This is a genomic window from Pseudomonas sp. MPC6 (assembly GCF_006094435.1).
Taxonomy (GTDB): Bacteria; Pseudomonadota; Gammaproteobacteria; order Pseudomonadales; family Pseudomonadaceae; genus Aquipseudomonas.
In genome coordinates this window covers 2,176,267-2,192,604 of the sequence record NZ_CP034783.1, presented here as the reverse complement: position 1 = coordinate 2,192,604, position 16,338 = coordinate 2,176,267, and the positions used below count along the sequence as shown (strand labels likewise).

Genomic DNA, 16,338 nt, shown 5'->3' with positions numbered 1-16,338 from the left:
CCCCGCCAAGGTTTTTTCGCGGCACGCGGTTTTCGGCTCATGACTGAGTCTCCCGTCAGTGGGGAAGATGACTTCAATGACGAGAACAATCTCAACGTCGGGGCATCCCGCATACCTCAGAGCATAACTCTCCCTGGCAATGCGCAGCCCCCATTTCATCCGAGAGTTTGCTCTATTGTTGCCGGCGCTCGATCGCCATTGCTGGAGAATATCTATCTTCACTACGTGCAGGATCTGTGGACAAGGCAGTGGCGTGAGCAACATGCCCGTGGCGATGTGATCGTTGTGCGCTACGCGGATGACAGCATGGTGGGTTTGAGGACGCAATGGCGGGCTCAGCAGTTTCTGGTGCAGTTGCAGGAGCGCTTGGCCAAGTTCGGATTGTCCATCAATGCCTCGAAAACACGACTGATTGAGTTTGGTCGTCCTACTGCGAGAAATCGTAGGGAACGAGGTTTAGGTAAACCGGAGACATTTGACTTCCTCGGCTTCACGCACTGTTGTAGTACCAACAGACGCGGTGGGTTCCAAATACTGCGTCTGACGGTCAAGAATCGAATGCGTGCGACGCATCTGGCTATTCGGAATGAGCTGAAGCGCCGGTGTCATGAACCCATCCGGGCTCAAGGGAGGTGGCTCCCTCGGGGGTGAGTGGCTACTTCAATTACCACGCGGTGCCAGGAAACACAAAGCTGTTGAATTGGTCGTTACAGCTGTACGGATCCAAATTTTATGTACAACTTTCAGCCGCTGTAGCGGCAAAGGATTCTGTATGCCTGTTGAAACGATCGAAAAGGAGGCTGACCTCTGCGCGTGAAGTTCATCGATGAGTTCAACAGCTTGGATGGCTGGACCTGCTGCCCAAGGGCGCGAAGCCTGGTTCTCCGAGGTGTACATGTTCGATTGGAATCGCGATGAGCGCTGTCAGATTCCTATTCTGGTAACCAATCTCCCGGCAGACGTGCCGTCACCGGTGAAGCTGACACCATGGAAAGAGTCGGGTTTAAAGGTGCTGGCCCTGCACCGCCGCCAAGGCTTCATCACCGCTAAGCAGATCGCCGCTCACGGCGTTGGTATCACTGCTTGGACGCAGGCACCGTACGGGAAGAAAGCTTTGGCTCAAAAAAGGCCAGGTATACGGAACGTGGGTCGAAACGGAAACACTCCCAGCTTTCGATAAGCAGCACCCGGAAGTCTATGCCCTGGCTGTCGCGGGGATCGCGGCCGCCGCACCTCAACTGGAGTTGACGCCATGATCCTGAAAGCCATGACCGTAAGCGCCTGCTTCTGGGGCGCTCTCTATCTCACTGTTGCGGTGGTGTACTCATCATCATCGACGACGTAATGACCAACAAGATCCCCCTCACGGCCTCGGCTTTGTGCGGGCGCAGCTCCGGGGCAACCAGCGGCTGCATTGTGGTTCCCAGAACTGCCGCGGCGCGCTTGCTTCGAGCACTCGGCGATTCACTATCACCGCTTCAACTTCATCTATCGAGTAATCGTCGGCACGCAATTCACCCACTCGTTCGAACTCGCCTTCCATGACGCGGGGGAGTTTGTACTGTACCTGCATGAGGGTGCGCGAAAAACTGGTGGGGAAAGGCGTGGGTACCGGACGGTCGTGCTGACTTAGTATGTTCTGGGACCCGAGGGATCACTGCCGGAAGGTGACGCCATGAAGGTCGCTAACACAGAAATCCTGCAGGCAGTCTGGCGTGCAGGTCAAGAGAACTGCCAGAGGCGTGATCATAAATTACATCGGCGGCCGCAAAGGGCTCACAAGTGTCAGTGATGAAGACCATCATCACGCGCAGTATCTGAGCATGATCAGCCGTGGCGGTCTCCGAATTACGCTGGGCAATGCGCAGCTTGCACGCCGCCTTAAAGTGCTCATTGGCGGCTGTTCTCTTCAGTGGCGCGGTCGCCTTGGAAATACCTATGTGTTCCGCACCGAGTCAGCGATGGAAGCGTTCCCGTTTGCGCACAACTGGTTGGAAGAGCGTGGTGTCCCGACCTGCTGGGATGAGATCAATAAATGCTTGCTAACTACTCGACTCGGCGACTACGAACACCTTGCTGCACTGCTTGAGCATGAGTTGTAGAGCTCTTTGGCAATCGCGAGGTGACGCCATGATCATGCCAGTCTATGCCCCCGCCTTCATGGCCTGACTCATCTACACGGGGCCTCGGTGAGAAGTAAGCCCACCCTGACCAGTTGCGGCCACTCAGCATTTCTCTGAAACAGCTGGCAGGGCGAACTACTGAACCTTATTCGACCAAGCCTTCCTCGTATATCAGCTAATCCCTGATACGCAACGTCAGTGTTCCCGCCCTAATTCATCCAATTGCAAACCAAAACCTTACAACTCACTGCCTCTCGATGAACGGTGGGCGCGGCATGGAGCATCCAATGAAAAGAGAACTGATCAAGATCAGTGAGTTCCAGAGCCGGCGCTGGGGCTAAAACGGAACACCGCAATGCCCCCAAGCAATCCGCAATCACATTCGCAACGGTACGGAGCCCGGCTTACATCGGCAGTTGGGTCAATTCGGCGTCGCCTGAGAGCCGACATCAATCTCGAACTCGTTTGCTTCCCTCCCCTCCAGTACAACAAACGGAAAATCGAATTCTGAATGCCCCGGCACGCAGCGGGAAGATGTCTTTGAACCCCAGAGAAAGCGTCTTGCGAACCTTGCGCAAAAGGAGGTGCAAGTAGCTGGTATTGATACCGAGTTAATTCATGTTCGCCGGCTGCCTGTTTGACACTTAGTATCCGAGCGGTAGTCCGGAAAAACGTAGCCACCAATCCCAAAAAAGCACCGGAAATGCGCCGATTGGAGTCCGCAATATCCGTGCAGATTCCACTAAGAGCCAGTCGTTTTGTAGGGGTAAAAACGCAATAAAATAAAAAGGGGTCGCGAGATAAAAACTCGCAACCCCTTGATTTATATGGTCGGGACGGAGTGATTCGAACACTCGACCCCTAGCACCCCATGCTAGTGCGCTACCGGACTGCGCTACGCCCCGACTAGGCGTGAATCTCATTCCTCATCTCGAGGAACGCTCAAGAATATATCCCAAGCTTTTGAAAACTGGAAGTATTTAAAAGCAGAAATTTATTTCTTGAGTACAACCAGCACGTCTTCCAACTCGGCAATCATCTGCCGGATCATCTGTTTGTACTGGGTGGTGTCATCTTTGGCTTCATCGCCGGACAAACGCAAGCGTGCGCCGCCGATGGTGAACCCCTGATCGTAAAGGAGTGCGCGGATCTGCCGGATCATCAGCACGTCCTGGCGCTGATAATACCGGCGGTTTCCGCGGCGTTTGACGGGGTTGAGTTGAGGAAACTCCTGCTCCCAGTAGCGCAGCACGTGCGGCTTTACGGCGCACAGCTCGCTGACTTCACCGATGGTGAAGTAGCGTTTGCCGGGGATGACGGGTAGCTCGTCGTTATGACTTGGTTCCAGCATAAGCCTCAACTCGGGCCTTCAACTTCTGCCCTGGACGAAAGGTGACCACACGGCGCGCCGTGATCGGGATTTCTTCCCCCGTTTTCGGATTGCGGCCAGGCCGCTGGCGTTTGTCCCGCAGGTCGAAATTGCCGAAACCGGACAATTTGACCTGTTCGTTGTCTTCGAGCGCGTGCCTGATTTCTTCAAAAAACAGTTCGACCAATTCCTTGGCTTCCCGTTTGTTCAGGCCCAGCTCTTCATACAGACGTTCCGCCATCTCAGCTTTCGTCAAAGCCCCCATACGTCACTTCCTTAACGTGGCGTTCAACCTTTGTTCGAGCGAGGTGAGGATGTTTTGTGTCGTGGTATTCACCTCATCGTCATTAAGAGTGCGCGATGGATGCTGCCAGGTCAAGCCGACTGCAAGGCTTTTTCTATCAGGATCAATGCCTTTACCCTGATACACGTCAAATAGCCTGAGGTCTGTCAGCCACTCGCCTGCATTCTCACGGATTACGTCCAGTACGGCGCTGGCCGCGACGTCTTTGTGCGCAATCAGCGCCAGGTCACGTCGCACTTCAGGAAAGCGCGATAACTCCTGGAATTTAGGCATTTTACCCAATGCCACTTCGGCCAGAACCAACTCGAAGACGAAGACCGGACGGTCAAGACCGAGGGTTTTCGACAGTTCGGGGTGGATGGCGCCGACGTAGCCGACCAGGCGTCCTTCACGTTCGATGCGCGCGGTTTGACCCGGGTGCAATGCAGGGTGTTGGCCCGGCACGAAGGTGAACGAATCCAGGGCACCGGCGAAGCCGAGTACCGCTTCGACGTCGGCCTTGACGTCGAAGAAGTCGACGACATCGCGACCTTGCGCCCAACCTTCCGGCAGGCGGCTGCCGCAGACTACGCCCGCGATCATTGGCTCTTGCTTCAGGCCTGCCAGCTGACCGACGAAGCGCAGGCCGCTTTCGAACAGGCGGACGCGATCCTGTTGGCGGTTCAGGTTGTGCTGAAGTGCCTTGACCAGGCCGGGCCACAGCGACGAGCGCATGGCGGCCATGTCGTTGGAGATCGGGTTGGCCAGCAGCAGCGGTTCGACACCTGGATTAAACAACTCGAATTGTTTCGGATCGATGAAGCTGTAGGTAATCGCTTCCTGATAACCACGGGCCACCAGCAGACGGCGCAGCTCAGGCAGGTCGCTGCGGGCTTCGGCCTTGGCTTGCGGTGCCAGGCGGGCTTGCGGGTAGCGAACCGGCAGACGGTTGTAGCCGTACAGGCGGGCCAGTTCTTCGATCAGGTCGACTTCCAGGCTGATGTCGAAGCGATGGCTTGGCACTTCTACGCGCCACTGCCCTGCCCCGTCGGCGGAAACGGTCAAGCCCAAAGCGTTGAGCAGGCGCTCGACTTCGGCCGGGTTCATTTCCATGCCGAGCATCTGGGTGATGCGCTGGGCACGCAAGGTGACCGGGGCGATTTTCGGCAGGTGCTGCTCGCTGACGGTTTCGATGATCGGGCCGGCTTCGCCGCCAGTGATTTCCAGCAGCAGGCCGGTGGCGCGCTCCATGGCTTCACGGGCCAGCTGCCAGTCCACGCCACGCTCGTAGCGGTGCGAGGCGTCGGTGTGCAGGCCATAGGAACGGGCCTTGCCGGCCACGGCGATCTGGTCGAAGAACGCGCTTTCGAGGAATACATCGCGGGTGGTCGCGGTGTTGACGCCGCTGTGCTCGCCACCCATGACGCCGGCGATGGCCAGGGCGCGGGTGTGGTCGGCGATCACCAGGGTGTCGCTACGCAGGCTGACTTCCTGGCCGTCGAGCAACACCAGCTTTTCGCCTTCTTCGGCCATGCGCACGCGGATGCCGCCATTGATTTCGGCGAGATCGAACGCGTGCAGCGGTTGACCCAGTTCCAGCATCACGTAGTTGGTGATGTCGACGGCGGCGTCGATGCTGCGCACGTCGGCACGACGCAGACGCTCGACCATCCACAGCGGCGTCGCCTTGGACAGGTCGACGTTACGGATCACGCGACCCAGGTAACGCGGGCAGGCGGCGGGCGCCAGCACTTCAACCGAACGCACTTCGTCGTGCACGGCCGGCACGGTGGCGATGACCGGACGGGTGACTTCGGTGGCGTACAGCGCGCCGACTTCACGGGCCAGGCCGGCCAGGGACAGGCAGTCGCCGCGGTTCGGGGTCAGGTCGACCTCGATGCTCGAGTCGTCCAGGCCCAGGTATTCCCGGATGTCCTCGCCGACCGGCGCATCGTCCGGCAATTCCATCAGGCCGTCGTTGCCTTCACCGACTTGCAGCTCGGCCTGGGAGCACAGCATGCCGTTGGACTCGACGCCGCGCAGCTTGGCTTTCTTGATCTTGAAGTCGCCTGGCAGTTCGGCACCGATCATGGCGAACGGGATCTTCAGGCCCGGGCGCACGTTCGGCGCACCGCAAACCACCTGGAAGGTCTCTGAACCATTGCTGACCTGGCACACGCGCAGCTTGTCGGCGTCCGGGTGCTGCTCGGTGCTCAGCACCTCGCCCACCACCACACCGGTGAATTCGCCGGCGGCCGGCGTTACGCTATCGACCTCAAGACCGGCCATCGACAGACGGGCAACCAGCTCGTCGCGACCTACCTGCGGGCTAACCCAAGCACGCAGCCATTTTTCACTGAATTTCATCCTGCTCTCCTAAGAATTCGTTACGACTAGCGAAATTGCGCGAGGAACCGCAAGTCGTTGTCGAAGAACAGACGCAAGTCGTTCACGCCGTAACGCAGCATGGCCAGACGCTCAACGCCCATGCCGAAGGCAAAGCCCGAAAACTCTTCCGGGTCGATCCCGGACATGCGCAGCACGTTGGGGTGAACCATGCCGCAGCCCATCACTTCCAGCCAGCCGGTCTGTTTGCAGACTCGGCAGCCTTTACCGCTGCACATCACGCATTCCATGTCGACTTCAGCGGATGGCTCGGTGAACGGGAAGTACGAAGGACGGAACCGCACGGCCAGTTCTTTTTCGAAGAACACGCGCAGGAACTCTTCGATGGTGCCTTTGAGGTCGGCGAAATTGATGTCGCGATCGACCAGCAGGCCTTCGACCTGGTGGAACATCGGCGAGTGGGTGATATCGGAGTCGCTGCGGTACACACGGCCTGGGCAGACGATGCGGATCGGCGGCTGTTTCGATTCCATGGTGCGGACCTGTACCGGCGAGGTATGGGTGCGCAGCAACATGTTGGCATTGAAATAGAAGGTGTCATGCATCGACCGGGCCGGGTGATGGCCTGGGATGTTGAGCGCTTCGAAGTTGTGGTAATCGTCTTCGACCTCAGGGCCTTCGGCGATGCCGTAGCCGATGTGGGTGAAGAACTGTTCGATACGTTCCAGAGTGCGAGTAACCGGATGCAGACCACCCGAGGTCTGGCCGCGGCCAGGCAGGGTCACGTCAATGGACTCGGCGGACAGTTTGGCGGCCAGGTCGGCCTCTTCAAACAGTGCCTTGCGCGCATTGAGAACCTCTGTGACACGCTCCTTGGCAACGTTGATCAGGGCGCCGACTTGCGGACGCTCTTCTGCCGGCAGATTCCCCAGGGTCTTCATCACCTGAGTCAATTCGCCCTTCTTGCCAAGGTAGTGAACCCGGATTTGCTCCAGGGCATTGATATCTTCAGCGCTTTGCACAGCCTCTAGTGCTTGAGAGACGAGCGCATCCAGGTTTTCCATGTACAGACTCCAGATACAAAATAGGGGAAGAGCTTGAAGGCTCTTCCCCTATTTATGACGTTTAACACCTGGCCCCACAGAGGTGAGGCCGGGTGACTGTCGGGGGTACTTAAGCCAAGGTGGCTTTAGCTTTCTCGACAATCGCAGCAAACGCCGCTTTTTCGTTCACTGCCAGATCAGCCAGAACCTTACGGTCGATCTCGATGGACGCTTTTTTCAGGCCGGCGATGAAACGGCTGTAGGACAGACCGTTGATACGTGCACCAGCGTTGATACGAGCGATCCACAGAGCGCGGAACTGACGTTTTTTCTGACGACGGTCACGGTAGGCGTATTGGCCTGCCTTGATTACCGCTTGCTTGGCAACACGGAATACGCGCGAGCGAGCGCCGTAGTAGCCTTTAGCAAGTTTCAGAATTTTTTTGTGACGTTTACGGGCAATGACGCCACGCTTTACACGAGCCATGAGTTACTTCCTCTATTCTTGACTAAAATTAACGAAGGCGCAGCATGCGCTCGACTTTTGCCACGTCACACGGTGCCAGCAAGCTGCTACCGCGCAGTTGACGCTTACGCTTGGTCGACATTTTAGTCAGGATGTGGCTCTTGAAAGCGTGCTTGTGCTTGATACCGTTAGCAGTTTTCAGAAACCGCTTAGCAGCACCACTTTTAGTTTTCATTTTTGGCATGTTCGGATACTCCGCATTCAGTTGATAAACATAATCAGAAGGCCTGCCGTGCCCTATTGATTATTTCTTCTTTTTCGGGGCGATGACCATGATCAGCTGGCGTCCTTCCATCTTAGGATGCTGTTCGACCGAACCGTACTCGAGCAAGTCACCTTCAACTCGCTTGAGGAGTTCCATCCCCAGCTCCTGGTGGGCCATCTCACGGCCGCGGAATCGCAAGGATACCTTGGCCCTGTCCCCATCACTCAGGAAACGTACCAGGTTGCGCAGTTTTACCTGGTAATCCCCTTCCTCCGTCCCTGGACGAAACTTGATTTCTTTAACCTGAATCTGCTTCTGGTTTTTCTTGGCCGCGGCAATCTGCTTCTTCTTCTCGAAGATCGATTTGCCGTAGTCCATCAGTTTGCAAACAGGGGGTACTGCATCGGCGGAAATTTCCACCAGATCCAGTTTGGCCTCTTCAGCCTTAAGAAGCGCGTCTTCAATTGACACAATCCCAAGCTGTTCACCTTCAGCTCCAATTAACCGAACCTCGCGTGCCGAGATATTCTCGTTGATCGGGGCTTTCGGTGCAGCTCGTTTATCTTGTCTCATTTCACGCTTAATAGTAATTACTCCGAATCTGGGCGACCACGCCGGGAAACCGCTTGCGCGAGAAACTCAGCGAACTGGGCGACGGGCATCGAGCCCAGGTCAGCACCTTCACGAGTACGCACAGCGACAGTCTGCATCTCGACTTCCCGATCTCCGATAACCAAGAGATAAGGAACCTTGAGCAACGTATGCTCGCGGATTTTAAAGCCGATCTTTTCATTTCTCAAGTCAGACTTGGCACGAAATCCGCTTTCGTTGAGGGTTTTTTCGACCTCGGCGGCAAAATCGGCCTGTTTATCAGTGATATTCATGATCACTGCCTGGGTCGGAGCCAGCCACGCGGGGAACGCACCCTCGTAGTGCTCGATCAGGATTCCGACGAAACGTTCGAAGGAGCCCAGGATCGCCCGGTGCAACATCACCGGGTGCTTGCGACTGTTGTCTTCGGAGACGTATTCGGCTCCCAGACGGACAGGCAGGTTAAAATCGAGCTGAAGGGTACCACACTGCCAGACACGGCCAAGGCAATCTTTCAGCGAGAATTCGATCTTCGGACCGTAGAACGCACCTTCGCCTGGCTGCAGATCGTACGGCAGCCCAGCACTATCAAGGGCTGCAGCCAATGCCGCTTCGGCGCGATCCCACAATTCGTCGGAACCGACGCGTTTTTCCGGACGAGTGGACAGTTTCATCTCGACGTCTTTGAAGCCGAAGTCGGCATAAACGTCCATGGTCAGCTTGATGAACGCCGCGGATTCGGCCTGCATCTGCTCTTCGGTGCAGAAGATGTGGGCGTCGTCCTGGGTGAACGCACGCACGCGCATGATGCCGTGCAGCGCACCCGATGGCTCGTTACGGTGGCAAGCACCGAATTCGGCCAGGCGCATCGGCAACTCGCGGTAGCTTTTCAGGCCCTGGTTGAACACCTGCACGTGGCACGGGCAGTTCATCGGCTTGATCGCGTAGTCGCGGTTTTCCGACTGGGTGGTGAACATGTTGTCGCCGTAGTTGGCCCAGTGCCCGGATTTCTCCCACAGGCTGCGGTCAACGACTTGCGGCGTCTTGATCTCCAGGTAACCGTTGTCGCGCTGCACCTTGCGCATGTACTGCTCGAGCACCTGGTACAAGGTCCAGCCGTTCGGGTGCCAGAACACCATGCCCGGCGACTCTTCCTGGGTGTGGAACAGGCCCAGGCGCTTGCCGATCTTGCGGTGATCGCGCTTCTCGGCTTCTTCGATGCGCTGGATGTAAGCCGCCAGCTGCTTCTTGTCGGCCCAGGCGGTGCCGTAGACGCGCTGCAATTGCTCGTTCTTGGCATCGCCACGCCAGTAGGCGCCGGACAGCTTGGTCAGCTTGAAGGATTTCAGGAAGCGTGTGTTCGGCACGTGCGGACCGCGGCACATGTCGACGTATTCTTCGTGATAGTACAGGCCCATGGCCTGCTCGTTCGGCATGTCCTCGACCAGGCGCAGCTTGTAGTCTTCGCCGCGGGCCGTGAACACTTCGATCACTTCGGCGCGCGGAGTGACTTTCTTGATCACGTCGTAATCTTTTTCGATCAGCTGTTGCATGCGCTGTTCGATGGCGGCCAGGTCGTCCGGGGTGAAGGGACGTTCAAAGGCGATGTCGTAATAGAAGCCTTCGTCGATGACCGGGCCGATGACCATCCTGGCCGTCGGGTACAGCTGCTTGACCGCGTGGCCGACCAGGTGGGCGCAAGAGTGGCGAATGATCTCCAGCCCCTCTTCATCCTTTGGCGTGATGATTTGCAGCGTAGCATCGGCGCTGATGATGTCGCTGGCGTCGACCAGCTTGCCATCGACCTTGCCGGCCACGGTGGCCTTGGCCAGACCGGCACCAATGGATGCGGCGACCTCGGCTACGGAAACCGGGTGATCGAATGAACGTTGACTGCCGTCGGGAAGAGTAATAGTTGGCATGGCGCCTCCTCTCCTAGTGGTGACCCCTACCAAAGGTCACGTGGGTTGGGATGAGCCAGTACAAGATCCGGTCCAGGCCATTCAATGACGAACGCCTGCCTTACAGCGGCAGGAGCCTTGCGGCCAACCGGAAAACCGAACCAGAGTGACTGGGATTCAAATCAGGATTTTGTCGCGCCTTTGCCGCCACCGGGACTGAAAGTCATCCGGAGCCTGCAAAAGCCCGAGCGAGGCATGCTAGCACAGATGAACGGTCGTCGCCGCAGCCAGACCGCTACGGGGGCAAATCAGCGGATTTTATGCCAGAGTGCTGAACTTGAACCCCGCTTTACCCCTCAGATAACAAGACATTGACCCACAAGGAGCATCCGAGCATGCGTCTGAATCGTTTATTCGCGGTAATCGCCCCCGTCGTCCTGCTGCTGCCACTGGCCGCCCATGCCGATTGGCCTAAGGGCGAGCGCGAGAAATACATGGCTCAGTGCACCGAGGCAGCCACCCCTCAGATCGGCGCGGCCGCAGCGAAATCTCACTGTGCTTGCGGGGCTGACGCGATCAAGTCTTACCCGGCGGCTGACATTCAGTCACTGATGGACAACACCGCCAGCGACGCCCTGAAACAAAAAGCGCTGACCAAGATTGCCGCCTGCAAGCCCGATTCCAAGGCGAAAAAGTAAGCCTGACTGACGGCTTTCGAGGCCTCGATCGACGATGAAAAGCCCCCGGAACGGGTTTTTTCCGATGATTTTTTCAGGTTTTACAGGTTTTTTTATCGTCTTTACTTTCGGCTGAAAGCCTTTTAAACCGGGGCTTTCAGCCATACAAAGCAACAAAGAATGCGCTACTGTAGGACAAACAGCACGTCCGGGGGGCTCCCAAAGCGAACATTTCGACTATGATACCCCGGTGTGCCCAGTTGGCCTGAGCAGCACAGCACTACTGAAAATATATGTTTCTTGGAGATACACCATGTCTAATCGCCAAACCGGCACCGTTAAATGGTTCAACGATGAAAAAGGCTTCGGCTTCATCACTCCTCAAGGTGGCGGTGACGACCTGTTCGTACACTTCAAAGCTATCGAAAGCGACGGTTTCAAAAGCCTGAAAGAAGGCCAGACCGTTTCCTTCGTGGCTGAGAAAGGCCAAAAGGGTATGCAAGCTGCACAAGTCCGCCCAGAGTAAGTTTCTGGCGCACTAAAAAAACCCCGTCCATGTGACGGGGTTTTTTATGGGCGCAACAAAAGCGCAGCGATCAGCCGCAGTTGACGCGGGTGACCACCCGACTGGCATCGGTGTTCAGGTTCAGGCGATCGGAGCGATACTCCAGCGTCACCATGTCGGAGGGCAGCAGGAAACGTGCGTTCTGTGCGCCTGCGCGGGTACGCGCCTGCTCCAGCAGTTCGGGCGAAGCTTTTTTGCCAATGGCGAATTCGGCAGCTTTTGCCTCACAACGGTTGTACCCCGTGTCACTGGTCGTGGCAGGGTCAGTTGTCGACTCGGTGGAGGTAGTGCTGCAACCGGCCAACATGGCAGCGGCCAGCAAAGTACCCAATGACGCGAGCTTCCAAGGCATGAAGCCTCCTTTTTTTCAATAGTTGAGCTGAGATCGTGCGACCGCCAATCTGGCGTTTGGTTTCCCAGGGCGTAATAGCACCCTGCCCTCGATCATGAAAAGCGGCGAGTTTGCCTGAGCATCGCCGGCTGTCCACCGCGTAATCATGACTGAATATGAACAAGTCTCAATAGACATCGATGTAGTCGAAGGGCGGATTGGGCCAGTTCTGTTTCAGCGCATTGAAGATCTGCATGACCCAGACCTCGTCGCTGGCCGCGACACGCCCGACATAACCGGAGCCCTTGGCCCAGGTTTCCAGGCGAAACAATAATCCGTCGATATCGGTGCCCCCCACGACGCCCGACGAAATGTAGGCGATGCCGCCCTTGGTGACCCGCAGTTGCGTGTGCTCATCATCGCTGGCAGAGGCCAGCAGCTGGCGCACGGCTTCAAGGGTCAAGCCGTCAGGAGTGTTCAAATCGATCTGCACAGCACGGTCCTTGAAAATCCATCAAAGGCCAAGTGTCGCATAGCCCTCCCCTCATGCCTAAGTCGGAGTGCCAAACGTCGCGCAAAATGGTTAACTTCACACTCAGACTTTCCCCAATTCACGAGCCCCCTCATGACCACCGTACGCATCGACGCCGACATCAAAGCCAGCTGGCCACAGGGCCATAGCTCCTATAGCCCCGGCAGCCCGGAAGAGTTGGCAATCATTGCGATCGATCTATTGGTCAAGGAGCTTGGAACCGAAGCCTCCCGCTCATTCATCACGCAGGTGTTCGAAAAGTACCCGGGAAATTACCTGGGCATCGCGCAAACAGCGAGGAACTGAGTCCGCAGGCTGGCACCTGCGGCTAGCCGCTTATTTCAGGCGCGCCAGGCGCTCGGTCAGCAGGTCGAAAAAGCCTTGGGCGTCGCCGCTTTCAACCCAGAAGGCATTCTTTGGCGCACCCAGGCCGTCATACCAGTCGACGATGGTCTGGCCGAAAGTCGGGCCTTCGCGGCTATCGACCACCACGTTCACTGAACGACCGGTGAACAGCTCGGGCTTGAGCAGGTAGGCGATCACCGTGGCGTCATGCACCGGGCCACCCGCAAGGCCGTAGTGCTCCATGTCGCCCTTGATGTACTCATTGAGAATATCGCTCACCAGTTTGCTGGCAGTGTTGTCGATTGCCGCGATCTGCTTCAGGCGTGCCTCGCTGGTGAGAATCTTGTGGGTCACGTCCAGCGGCAGGTAGATGAGCTTCACGCCACTCTTGAGCACGACCTCCGCGGCCTGCGGGTCGGCGAACAGGTTGAACTCGGCCACCGGGGTGATATTGCCGCCGTTGAAGTGCGCCCCGCCCATGACCACCACCTCCTTGATGCCCTGGACGATAGCGGGCTCCTGGATCAAGGCCAACGCCAGGTTGGTCTGCGGACCGAGCATGGCGATGGTGATGCTGTGGGGCTTGGCGGCCTTCAAGGTCTCGATCAGGTAGTTGACCGCGTTGCCTTCGGCCAGGCCCGCCTTCGGCTCGTGGACGGCGACACCCGACAAGCCTTCCTTGCCATGGATGTCCTCGGCGTAGATCGGCGTGCGCATCAGCGGTTTCGGCGCGCCGGCGTACACCGGCACCTCCTCGCGCCCTGCCCACTCGCGGGCCAGCCGCGCATTGCGCGAAGTCTTGTCCAGGCGCACATTGCCGGCGACGGTGGTCAGCGCCCGAATGTTCAGTTCTTGCGGCGAGGCCAGGGCAAACAGCAAGGCCACCACATCGTCGGCACCGGGGTCGGTGTCGATGATCAGGTCGATCCTTTGCGCCGCCTGGGCGCTTGTTGCGGTCATCAGGGACAAAAGCAGAAGACTCCGTAGCAGGTGCAGTTTCTGAGCATAGCGGTACATGGCGCACTCCTTGTGCATGAAGATTCAAACGTTAAAACGTGGCCGTCAAAACGTGGCCGTTAGAATGTAACCCCGGCCACCAGAATGATGTTGCAGTACGGCTGGCATTCGCCGGTGCGAACAATCGCCCGCGCCTGGCGGCTGAGGATCTTGAATTGGTCATGGCTGAGCAGCTCACGCCGTCCCAGCGCACCTTCGGCGTCCAGTTCATCCAGGGTCGCCAGTGTCGAGGGTTTCCTGTGCAGGATCTCCTGGGCCAGTACGTGGCTTTCGACCTGCATTTCGCTGAGCACCACCTTCAAGGTGCTGACGAAATCCGGAATGCCGTGGGTCAGCGCCAGGTCGATCAGCTCGACGCCCGGTGGCACCGGCAGGCCGGCATCGCCAATCACCACCCGGTCGCCATGGCCCAGGGAGGCGATCAGTCGCGACAGGGCGACGTTGAGCAACGGTGTCTTCTTCATGGTGTTTTGAAGGCCTGTACGTCGGACAAGGTGGGAATCGAGGGTTGCGCACCGGCACGGGTCACCGACAGCGCCGCAGCGACCTGACCGAAGCGGATCGCTTCGGCTTCGCTTTTGCCGGCCGCCAGTGCTGCGGCGAAACCACCGACGAAGGTGTCGCCGGCCGCGGTGGTATCGACAGCCTTTACCTGCAGTGCCGGAAAATGTTCGAAGCCGCTGCCGTTGGCAAACAGCGAGCCCTGCGCACCGAGGGTGATGATCACCTTGGCGGCACCCAGGGCGAGCAAGCGGGCGGCGGCCGTTTCGGCGCTGGCCAGGGAGTCCACGGGCAGACCGCTGAGCGCCGAGGCCTCGCTTTCGTTGGGAATCAGGTAATCGATGGCCGCGTACCAGTCCGCCGGTAGCGGGCGACTGGCCGGCGCCGGGTTGAGAATCGTGGTCTTGCCCAATTCGCGGCCGCGCTTGAGTGCATGGCCGACCGTGGCATCCGGCACTTCCAGCTGGCAGATGAGCACATCCGCCGCCTGCAGCACCGGGTCGAAACGGTCGATCACTGCTGGCGTCAGCGCGCCGTTGGCCCCGGCGACGATCACGATCGCGTTCTGGCTGTTGTCGTCGACCACGATCAACGCCACGCCGCTGGAATCGTCAACCACGCTGACCGCCTGGCAATCGATCTGCTCGGCCAACAGCGCCCCGCGCAGCTGCTCGCCATAGGCGTCGCTGCCCACGCAGCCGACCATCGACACCTGCGCGCCCAGCCTAGCCGCAGCCACCGCCTGATTCGCGCCCTTGCCACCGTGAACCGTGGCAAACGACTGGCCGATCAGCGTTTCGCCGCCTCGGGGCAGTCGCGGTGCCCGGGTTACCAGGTCCATGTTCAGGCTGCCTATCACCACTACTTTTGCTGGCATACGTCACTCATCAATTCGGTTTCAGCGGAGCTATTGTTTTCCAGAGCTTTAGGTTTCCAGAGCTTTTGGTTTCCAGAGCTTTCGATTCAGCGGTAGTGGTCAAACACACCGGCCAGCGGCGCCGTCGATTCGCGCAGGACAATACTGGGTGTCACGATCCGTTGATCAGTGGCCATGGCCGGTGTGGCGATCCGGCGCAACAGCACTTCAGCGGCCATCTCGCCCAGTTGCAGAATCGACTGGCCGACGGTGGTCAGCGCCGGATACACATACCGGCTGATCTGGATATCGTCGAAGCCGATTACCGACAGTTCAGTCGGTACTCGAATATTGCGCTCGGCGGCGGCCCGCAGCACGCCGATGCCGATCATGTCGTTGCCGGCAAATATCGCGCTGGGCGGATTGTTTTCCAGCAGGATCGCCGCGGCGCTGTAGCCGCCGGTGCTGGTGAAATCGCTTTCCAGCATGCGCTCACGAGGCACCGTGACACCGGCCTCCTGCAAGGCGCGGCAATAACCGGCCAGGCGCATCTGCGCCACGCTGGTATTTGCCGGACCGCCGATGGTGGCAATGTCCCGATGCCCCAACTCCAGCAGGTGCTTCGTCGCCAGATAGGCGCCGTACTCGTGATCGATGCGCACCAGGTCGGCATCGACCCCTTCCAGCCCTCGGTCGACGATCACCATCGGCGTGCGCACGCCCGCCAGGCCTAGCGCCAGCCCCGCATCGCCGCCGGCCGACGCCACGATCAAGCCGTCGATACGCTTCTCCAACAACACCCGCAGGTAGCTGCGCTGCTTGTCCGGGTTGTCGTCGGAATTGCACAGGATCACGCAATAGCCATTGCGCTCGCAGTAATCCTCGATCCCCCGCGCCAGTTCGGCGAAGTACGGGTTGAGGCTATTGGGCACCAACAGGCCGATGGTCGCCGTGGTTTTCGCCTTGAGCGAGCGGGCCACCGCACTGGGCACGTAGTCGAGCGTCTTGATGGCGGCCTCGACCTTGACCCGTACTTCTTCGCTGACTGGCCGGGTCTTGTTCACCACGTGGGACACGGTGGTGTAGGAAATTCCCGCCAGCGCTGCCACATCCTTGATTGTTGCCAT

Annotated in this window: 20 protein-coding genes and 1 tRNA gene; 6 read left to right on the top strand and 15 right to left on the bottom strand. The window is 58.4% G+C overall.

Annotation, left to right across the window (positions count from 1 at the left end; translation table 11 throughout):
- The first annotated feature begins 39 nt into the window (after positions 1-39).
- The 3 genes from ELQ88_RS12365 to ELQ88_RS12350 all read left to right on the top strand — a co-directional run bounded on the left by ELQ88_RS12365 (position 40) and on the right by ELQ88_RS12350 (position 2,102).
- Entirely contained in the window at positions 40-651 is a 612-nt protein-coding gene (locus tag ELQ88_RS12365) for a reverse transcriptase domain-containing protein (protein ID WP_228761599.1), read from the top strand.
- A gap of 175 nt (positions 652-826) precedes the next feature.
- On the top strand, positions 827-1,180 hold the full coding sequence (locus ELQ88_RS12360; RefSeq protein WP_224790941.1) for a hypothetical protein: 354 nt from the start codon (positions 827-829) through the stop codon (positions 1,178-1,180).
- A 535-nt stretch (positions 1,181-1,715) separates the two neighbouring features.
- Entirely contained in the window at positions 1,716-2,102 is a 387-nt protein-coding gene (locus ELQ88_RS12350) for a hypothetical protein (protein ID WP_138965295.1), read from the top strand.
- A gap of 849 nt (positions 2,103-2,951) precedes the next feature.
- Here ELQ88_RS12350 and ELQ88_RS12345 read toward each other — a convergent pair.
- From ELQ88_RS12345 to thrS, 9 genes are all read right to left on the bottom strand, one after another.
- Positions 2,952-3,028 (bottom strand) — tRNA-Pro (locus ELQ88_RS12345).
- Between the two features lie 89 nt (positions 3,029-3,117).
- Complete coding sequence (locus tag ELQ88_RS12340) at positions 3,118-3,474, bottom strand: MerR family transcriptional regulator (protein WP_003179985.1); 357 nt, start codon at positions 3,472-3,474, stop codon at positions 3,118-3,120.
- Entirely contained in the window at positions 3,455-3,757 is a 303-nt protein-coding gene (gene ihfA, locus ELQ88_RS12335; protein ID WP_002553164.1) for an integration host factor subunit alpha, read from the bottom strand. Before ihfA ends, ELQ88_RS12340 begins: the two co-directional genes overlap by 20 nt.
- Positions 3,758-3,760: 3 nt before the next feature.
- Complete coding sequence (gene pheT / locus ELQ88_RS12330) at positions 3,761-6,142, bottom strand: phenylalanine--tRNA ligase subunit beta (protein WP_138965293.1); 2,382 nt, start codon at positions 6,140-6,142, stop codon at positions 3,761-3,763.
- Between the two features lie 26 nt (positions 6,143-6,168).
- Positions 6,169-7,185, bottom strand: a complete 1,017-nt coding sequence (pheS, locus tag ELQ88_RS12325; protein ID WP_007905876.1) for a phenylalanine--tRNA ligase subunit alpha — start codon at positions 7,183-7,185, stop codon at positions 6,169-6,171.
- A 109-nt stretch (positions 7,186-7,294) separates the two neighbouring features.
- On the bottom strand, positions 7,295-7,651 hold the full coding sequence (gene rplT, locus ELQ88_RS12320) for a 50S ribosomal protein L20 (protein ID WP_007905879.1): 357 nt from the start codon (positions 7,649-7,651) through the stop codon (positions 7,295-7,297).
- Between the two features lie 28 nt (positions 7,652-7,679).
- Complete coding sequence (gene rpmI / locus ELQ88_RS12315) at positions 7,680-7,874, bottom strand: 50S ribosomal protein L35 (protein ID WP_008145659.1); 195 nt, start codon at positions 7,872-7,874, stop codon at positions 7,680-7,682.
- A gap of 60 nt (positions 7,875-7,934) precedes the next feature.
- The gene (gene infC / locus ELQ88_RS12310; protein ID WP_169857083.1) at positions 7,935-8,486 is read right to left on the bottom strand and encodes a translation initiation factor IF-3; all 552 of its coding nucleotides are present in this window, start codon (positions 8,484-8,486) and stop codon (positions 7,935-7,937) included.
- Positions 8,486-10,408, bottom strand: a complete 1,923-nt coding sequence (gene thrS, locus ELQ88_RS12305; protein ID WP_138965291.1) for a threonine--tRNA ligase — start codon at positions 10,406-10,408, stop codon at positions 8,486-8,488. The genes infC and thrS overlap by 1 nt, the downstream gene beginning before the upstream one ends.
- Before the next feature lie 374 nt (positions 10,409-10,782).
- Between thrS and ELQ88_RS12300 the strand changes: the two genes are divergently transcribed.
- Positions 10,783-11,085, top strand: a complete 303-nt coding sequence (locus ELQ88_RS12300) for a hypothetical protein (protein ID WP_128870601.1) — start codon at positions 10,783-10,785, stop codon at positions 11,083-11,085.
- A 292-nt stretch (positions 11,086-11,377) separates the two neighbouring features.
- Positions 11,378-11,590 carry a cold-shock protein gene (locus ELQ88_RS12295; protein WP_003179963.1) on the top strand — a complete coding sequence of 71 codons (213 nt, stop codon included), beginning with the start codon at positions 11,378-11,380 and terminating at the stop codon, positions 11,588-11,590.
- 70 nt (positions 11,591-11,660) lie between these two features.
- On the opposite strand, the gene ELQ88_RS12290 is transcribed toward ELQ88_RS12295, so the two are convergent.
- Both ELQ88_RS12290 and ELQ88_RS12285 read right to left on the bottom strand, forming a co-directional pair.
- Positions 11,661-11,981 carry an I78 family peptidase inhibitor gene (locus ELQ88_RS12290; RefSeq protein ID WP_138965289.1) on the bottom strand — a complete coding sequence of 107 codons (321 nt, stop codon included), beginning with the start codon at positions 11,979-11,981 and terminating at the stop codon, positions 11,661-11,663.
- A 166-nt stretch (positions 11,982-12,147) separates the two neighbouring features.
- A complete protein-coding gene (locus tag ELQ88_RS12285) occupies positions 12,148-12,453 on the bottom strand; it encodes a hypothetical protein (RefSeq protein WP_128870603.1) in 306 nt (101 codons plus the stop codon).
- A gap of 132 nt (positions 12,454-12,585) precedes the next feature.
- Here ELQ88_RS12285 and ELQ88_RS12280 point away from each other — a divergent pair, with 132 nt between their 5' ends.
- Positions 12,586-12,798, top strand: a complete 213-nt coding sequence (locus ELQ88_RS12280) for a hypothetical protein (protein WP_128870604.1) — start codon at positions 12,586-12,588, stop codon at positions 12,796-12,798.
- Positions 12,799-12,828: 30 nt separating this feature from the next.
- On the opposite strand, the gene ELQ88_RS12275 is transcribed toward ELQ88_RS12280, so the two are convergent.
- The 4 genes from ELQ88_RS12275 to ELQ88_RS12260 form a co-directional block, all read right to left on the bottom strand.
- On the bottom strand, positions 12,829-13,854 hold the full coding sequence (locus ELQ88_RS12275; RefSeq protein WP_128870605.1) for a nucleoside hydrolase: 1,026 nt from the start codon (positions 13,852-13,854) through the stop codon (positions 12,829-12,831).
- A gap of 59 nt (positions 13,855-13,913) precedes the next feature.
- Positions 13,914-14,318 (bottom strand): D-ribose pyranase, encoded by a 405-nt coding sequence (rbsD, locus tag ELQ88_RS12270; protein WP_138965287.1) that lies wholly within the window; start codon positions 14,316-14,318, stop codon positions 13,914-13,916.
- Complete coding sequence (gene rbsK, locus ELQ88_RS12265) at positions 14,315-15,232, bottom strand: ribokinase (protein ID WP_138965285.1); 918 nt, start codon at positions 15,230-15,232, stop codon at positions 14,315-14,317. Before rbsK ends, rbsD begins: the two co-directional genes overlap by 4 nt.
- Before the next feature lie 86 nt (positions 15,233-15,318).
- A complete protein-coding gene (locus ELQ88_RS12260) occupies positions 15,319-16,338 on the bottom strand; it encodes a LacI family DNA-binding transcriptional regulator (protein ID WP_138965283.1) in 1,020 nt (339 codons plus the stop codon).

Bases quoted from the DNA above. Each gene is read 5' to 3' on its own strand.
- ELQ88_RS12365 (WP_228761599.1), top strand. From the start codon at position 40: ATGACTGAGTCTCCCGTCAGTGGGGAAGATGACTTCAATGACGAGAAC.
- ELQ88_RS12360 (WP_224790941.1), top strand. From the start codon at position 827: ATGAGTTCAACAGCTTGGATGGCTGGACCTGCTGCCCAAGGGCGCGAA.
- ELQ88_RS12340 (WP_003179985.1), bottom strand. From the start codon at position 3,474: ATGCTGGAACCAAGTCATAACGACGAGCTACCCGTCATCCCCGGCAAA.
- ihfA (WP_002553164.1), bottom strand. From the start codon at position 3,757: ATGGGGGCTTTGACGAAAGCTGAGATGGCGGAACGTCTGTATGAAGAG.
- pheT (WP_138965293.1), bottom strand. From the start codon at position 6,142: ATGAAATTCAGTGAAAAATGGCTGCGTGCTTGGGTTAGCCCGCAGGTA.
- pheS (WP_007905876.1), bottom strand. From the start codon at position 7,185: ATGGAAAACCTGGATGCGCTCGTCTCTCAAGCACTAGAGGCTGTGCAA.
- rplT (WP_007905879.1), bottom strand. From the start codon at position 7,651: ATGGCTCGTGTAAAGCGTGGCGTCATTGCCCGTAAACGTCACAAAAAA.
- rpmI (WP_008145659.1), bottom strand. From the start codon at position 7,874: ATGCCAAAAATGAAAACTAAAAGTGGTGCTGCTAAGCGGTTTCTGAAA.
- thrS (WP_138965291.1), bottom strand. From the start codon at position 10,408: ATGCCAACTATTACTCTTCCCGACGGCAGTCAACGTTCATTCGATCAC.
- ELQ88_RS12300 (WP_128870601.1), top strand. From the start codon at position 10,783: ATGCGTCTGAATCGTTTATTCGCGGTAATCGCCCCCGTCGTCCTGCTG.
- ELQ88_RS12295 (WP_003179963.1), top strand. From the start codon at position 11,378: ATGTCTAATCGCCAAACCGGCACCGTTAAATGGTTCAACGATGAAAAA.
- ELQ88_RS12290 (WP_138965289.1), bottom strand. From the start codon at position 11,981: ATGCCTTGGAAGCTCGCGTCATTGGGTACTTTGCTGGCCGCTGCCATG.
- ELQ88_RS12280 (WP_128870604.1), top strand. From the start codon at position 12,586: ATGACCACCGTACGCATCGACGCCGACATCAAAGCCAGCTGGCCACAG.
- ELQ88_RS12275 (WP_128870605.1), bottom strand. From the start codon at position 13,854: ATGTACCGCTATGCTCAGAAACTGCACCTGCTACGGAGTCTTCTGCTT.
- rbsD (WP_138965287.1), bottom strand. From the start codon at position 14,318: ATGAAGAAGACACCGTTGCTCAACGTCGCCCTGTCGCGACTGATCGCC.
- rbsK (WP_138965285.1), bottom strand. From the start codon at position 15,232: ATGCCAGCAAAAGTAGTGGTGATAGGCAGCCTGAACATGGACCTGGTA.
- ELQ88_RS12260 (WP_138965283.1), bottom strand. From the start codon at position 16,338: ATGGCAACAATCAAGGATGTGGCAGCGCTGGCGGGAATTTCCTACACC.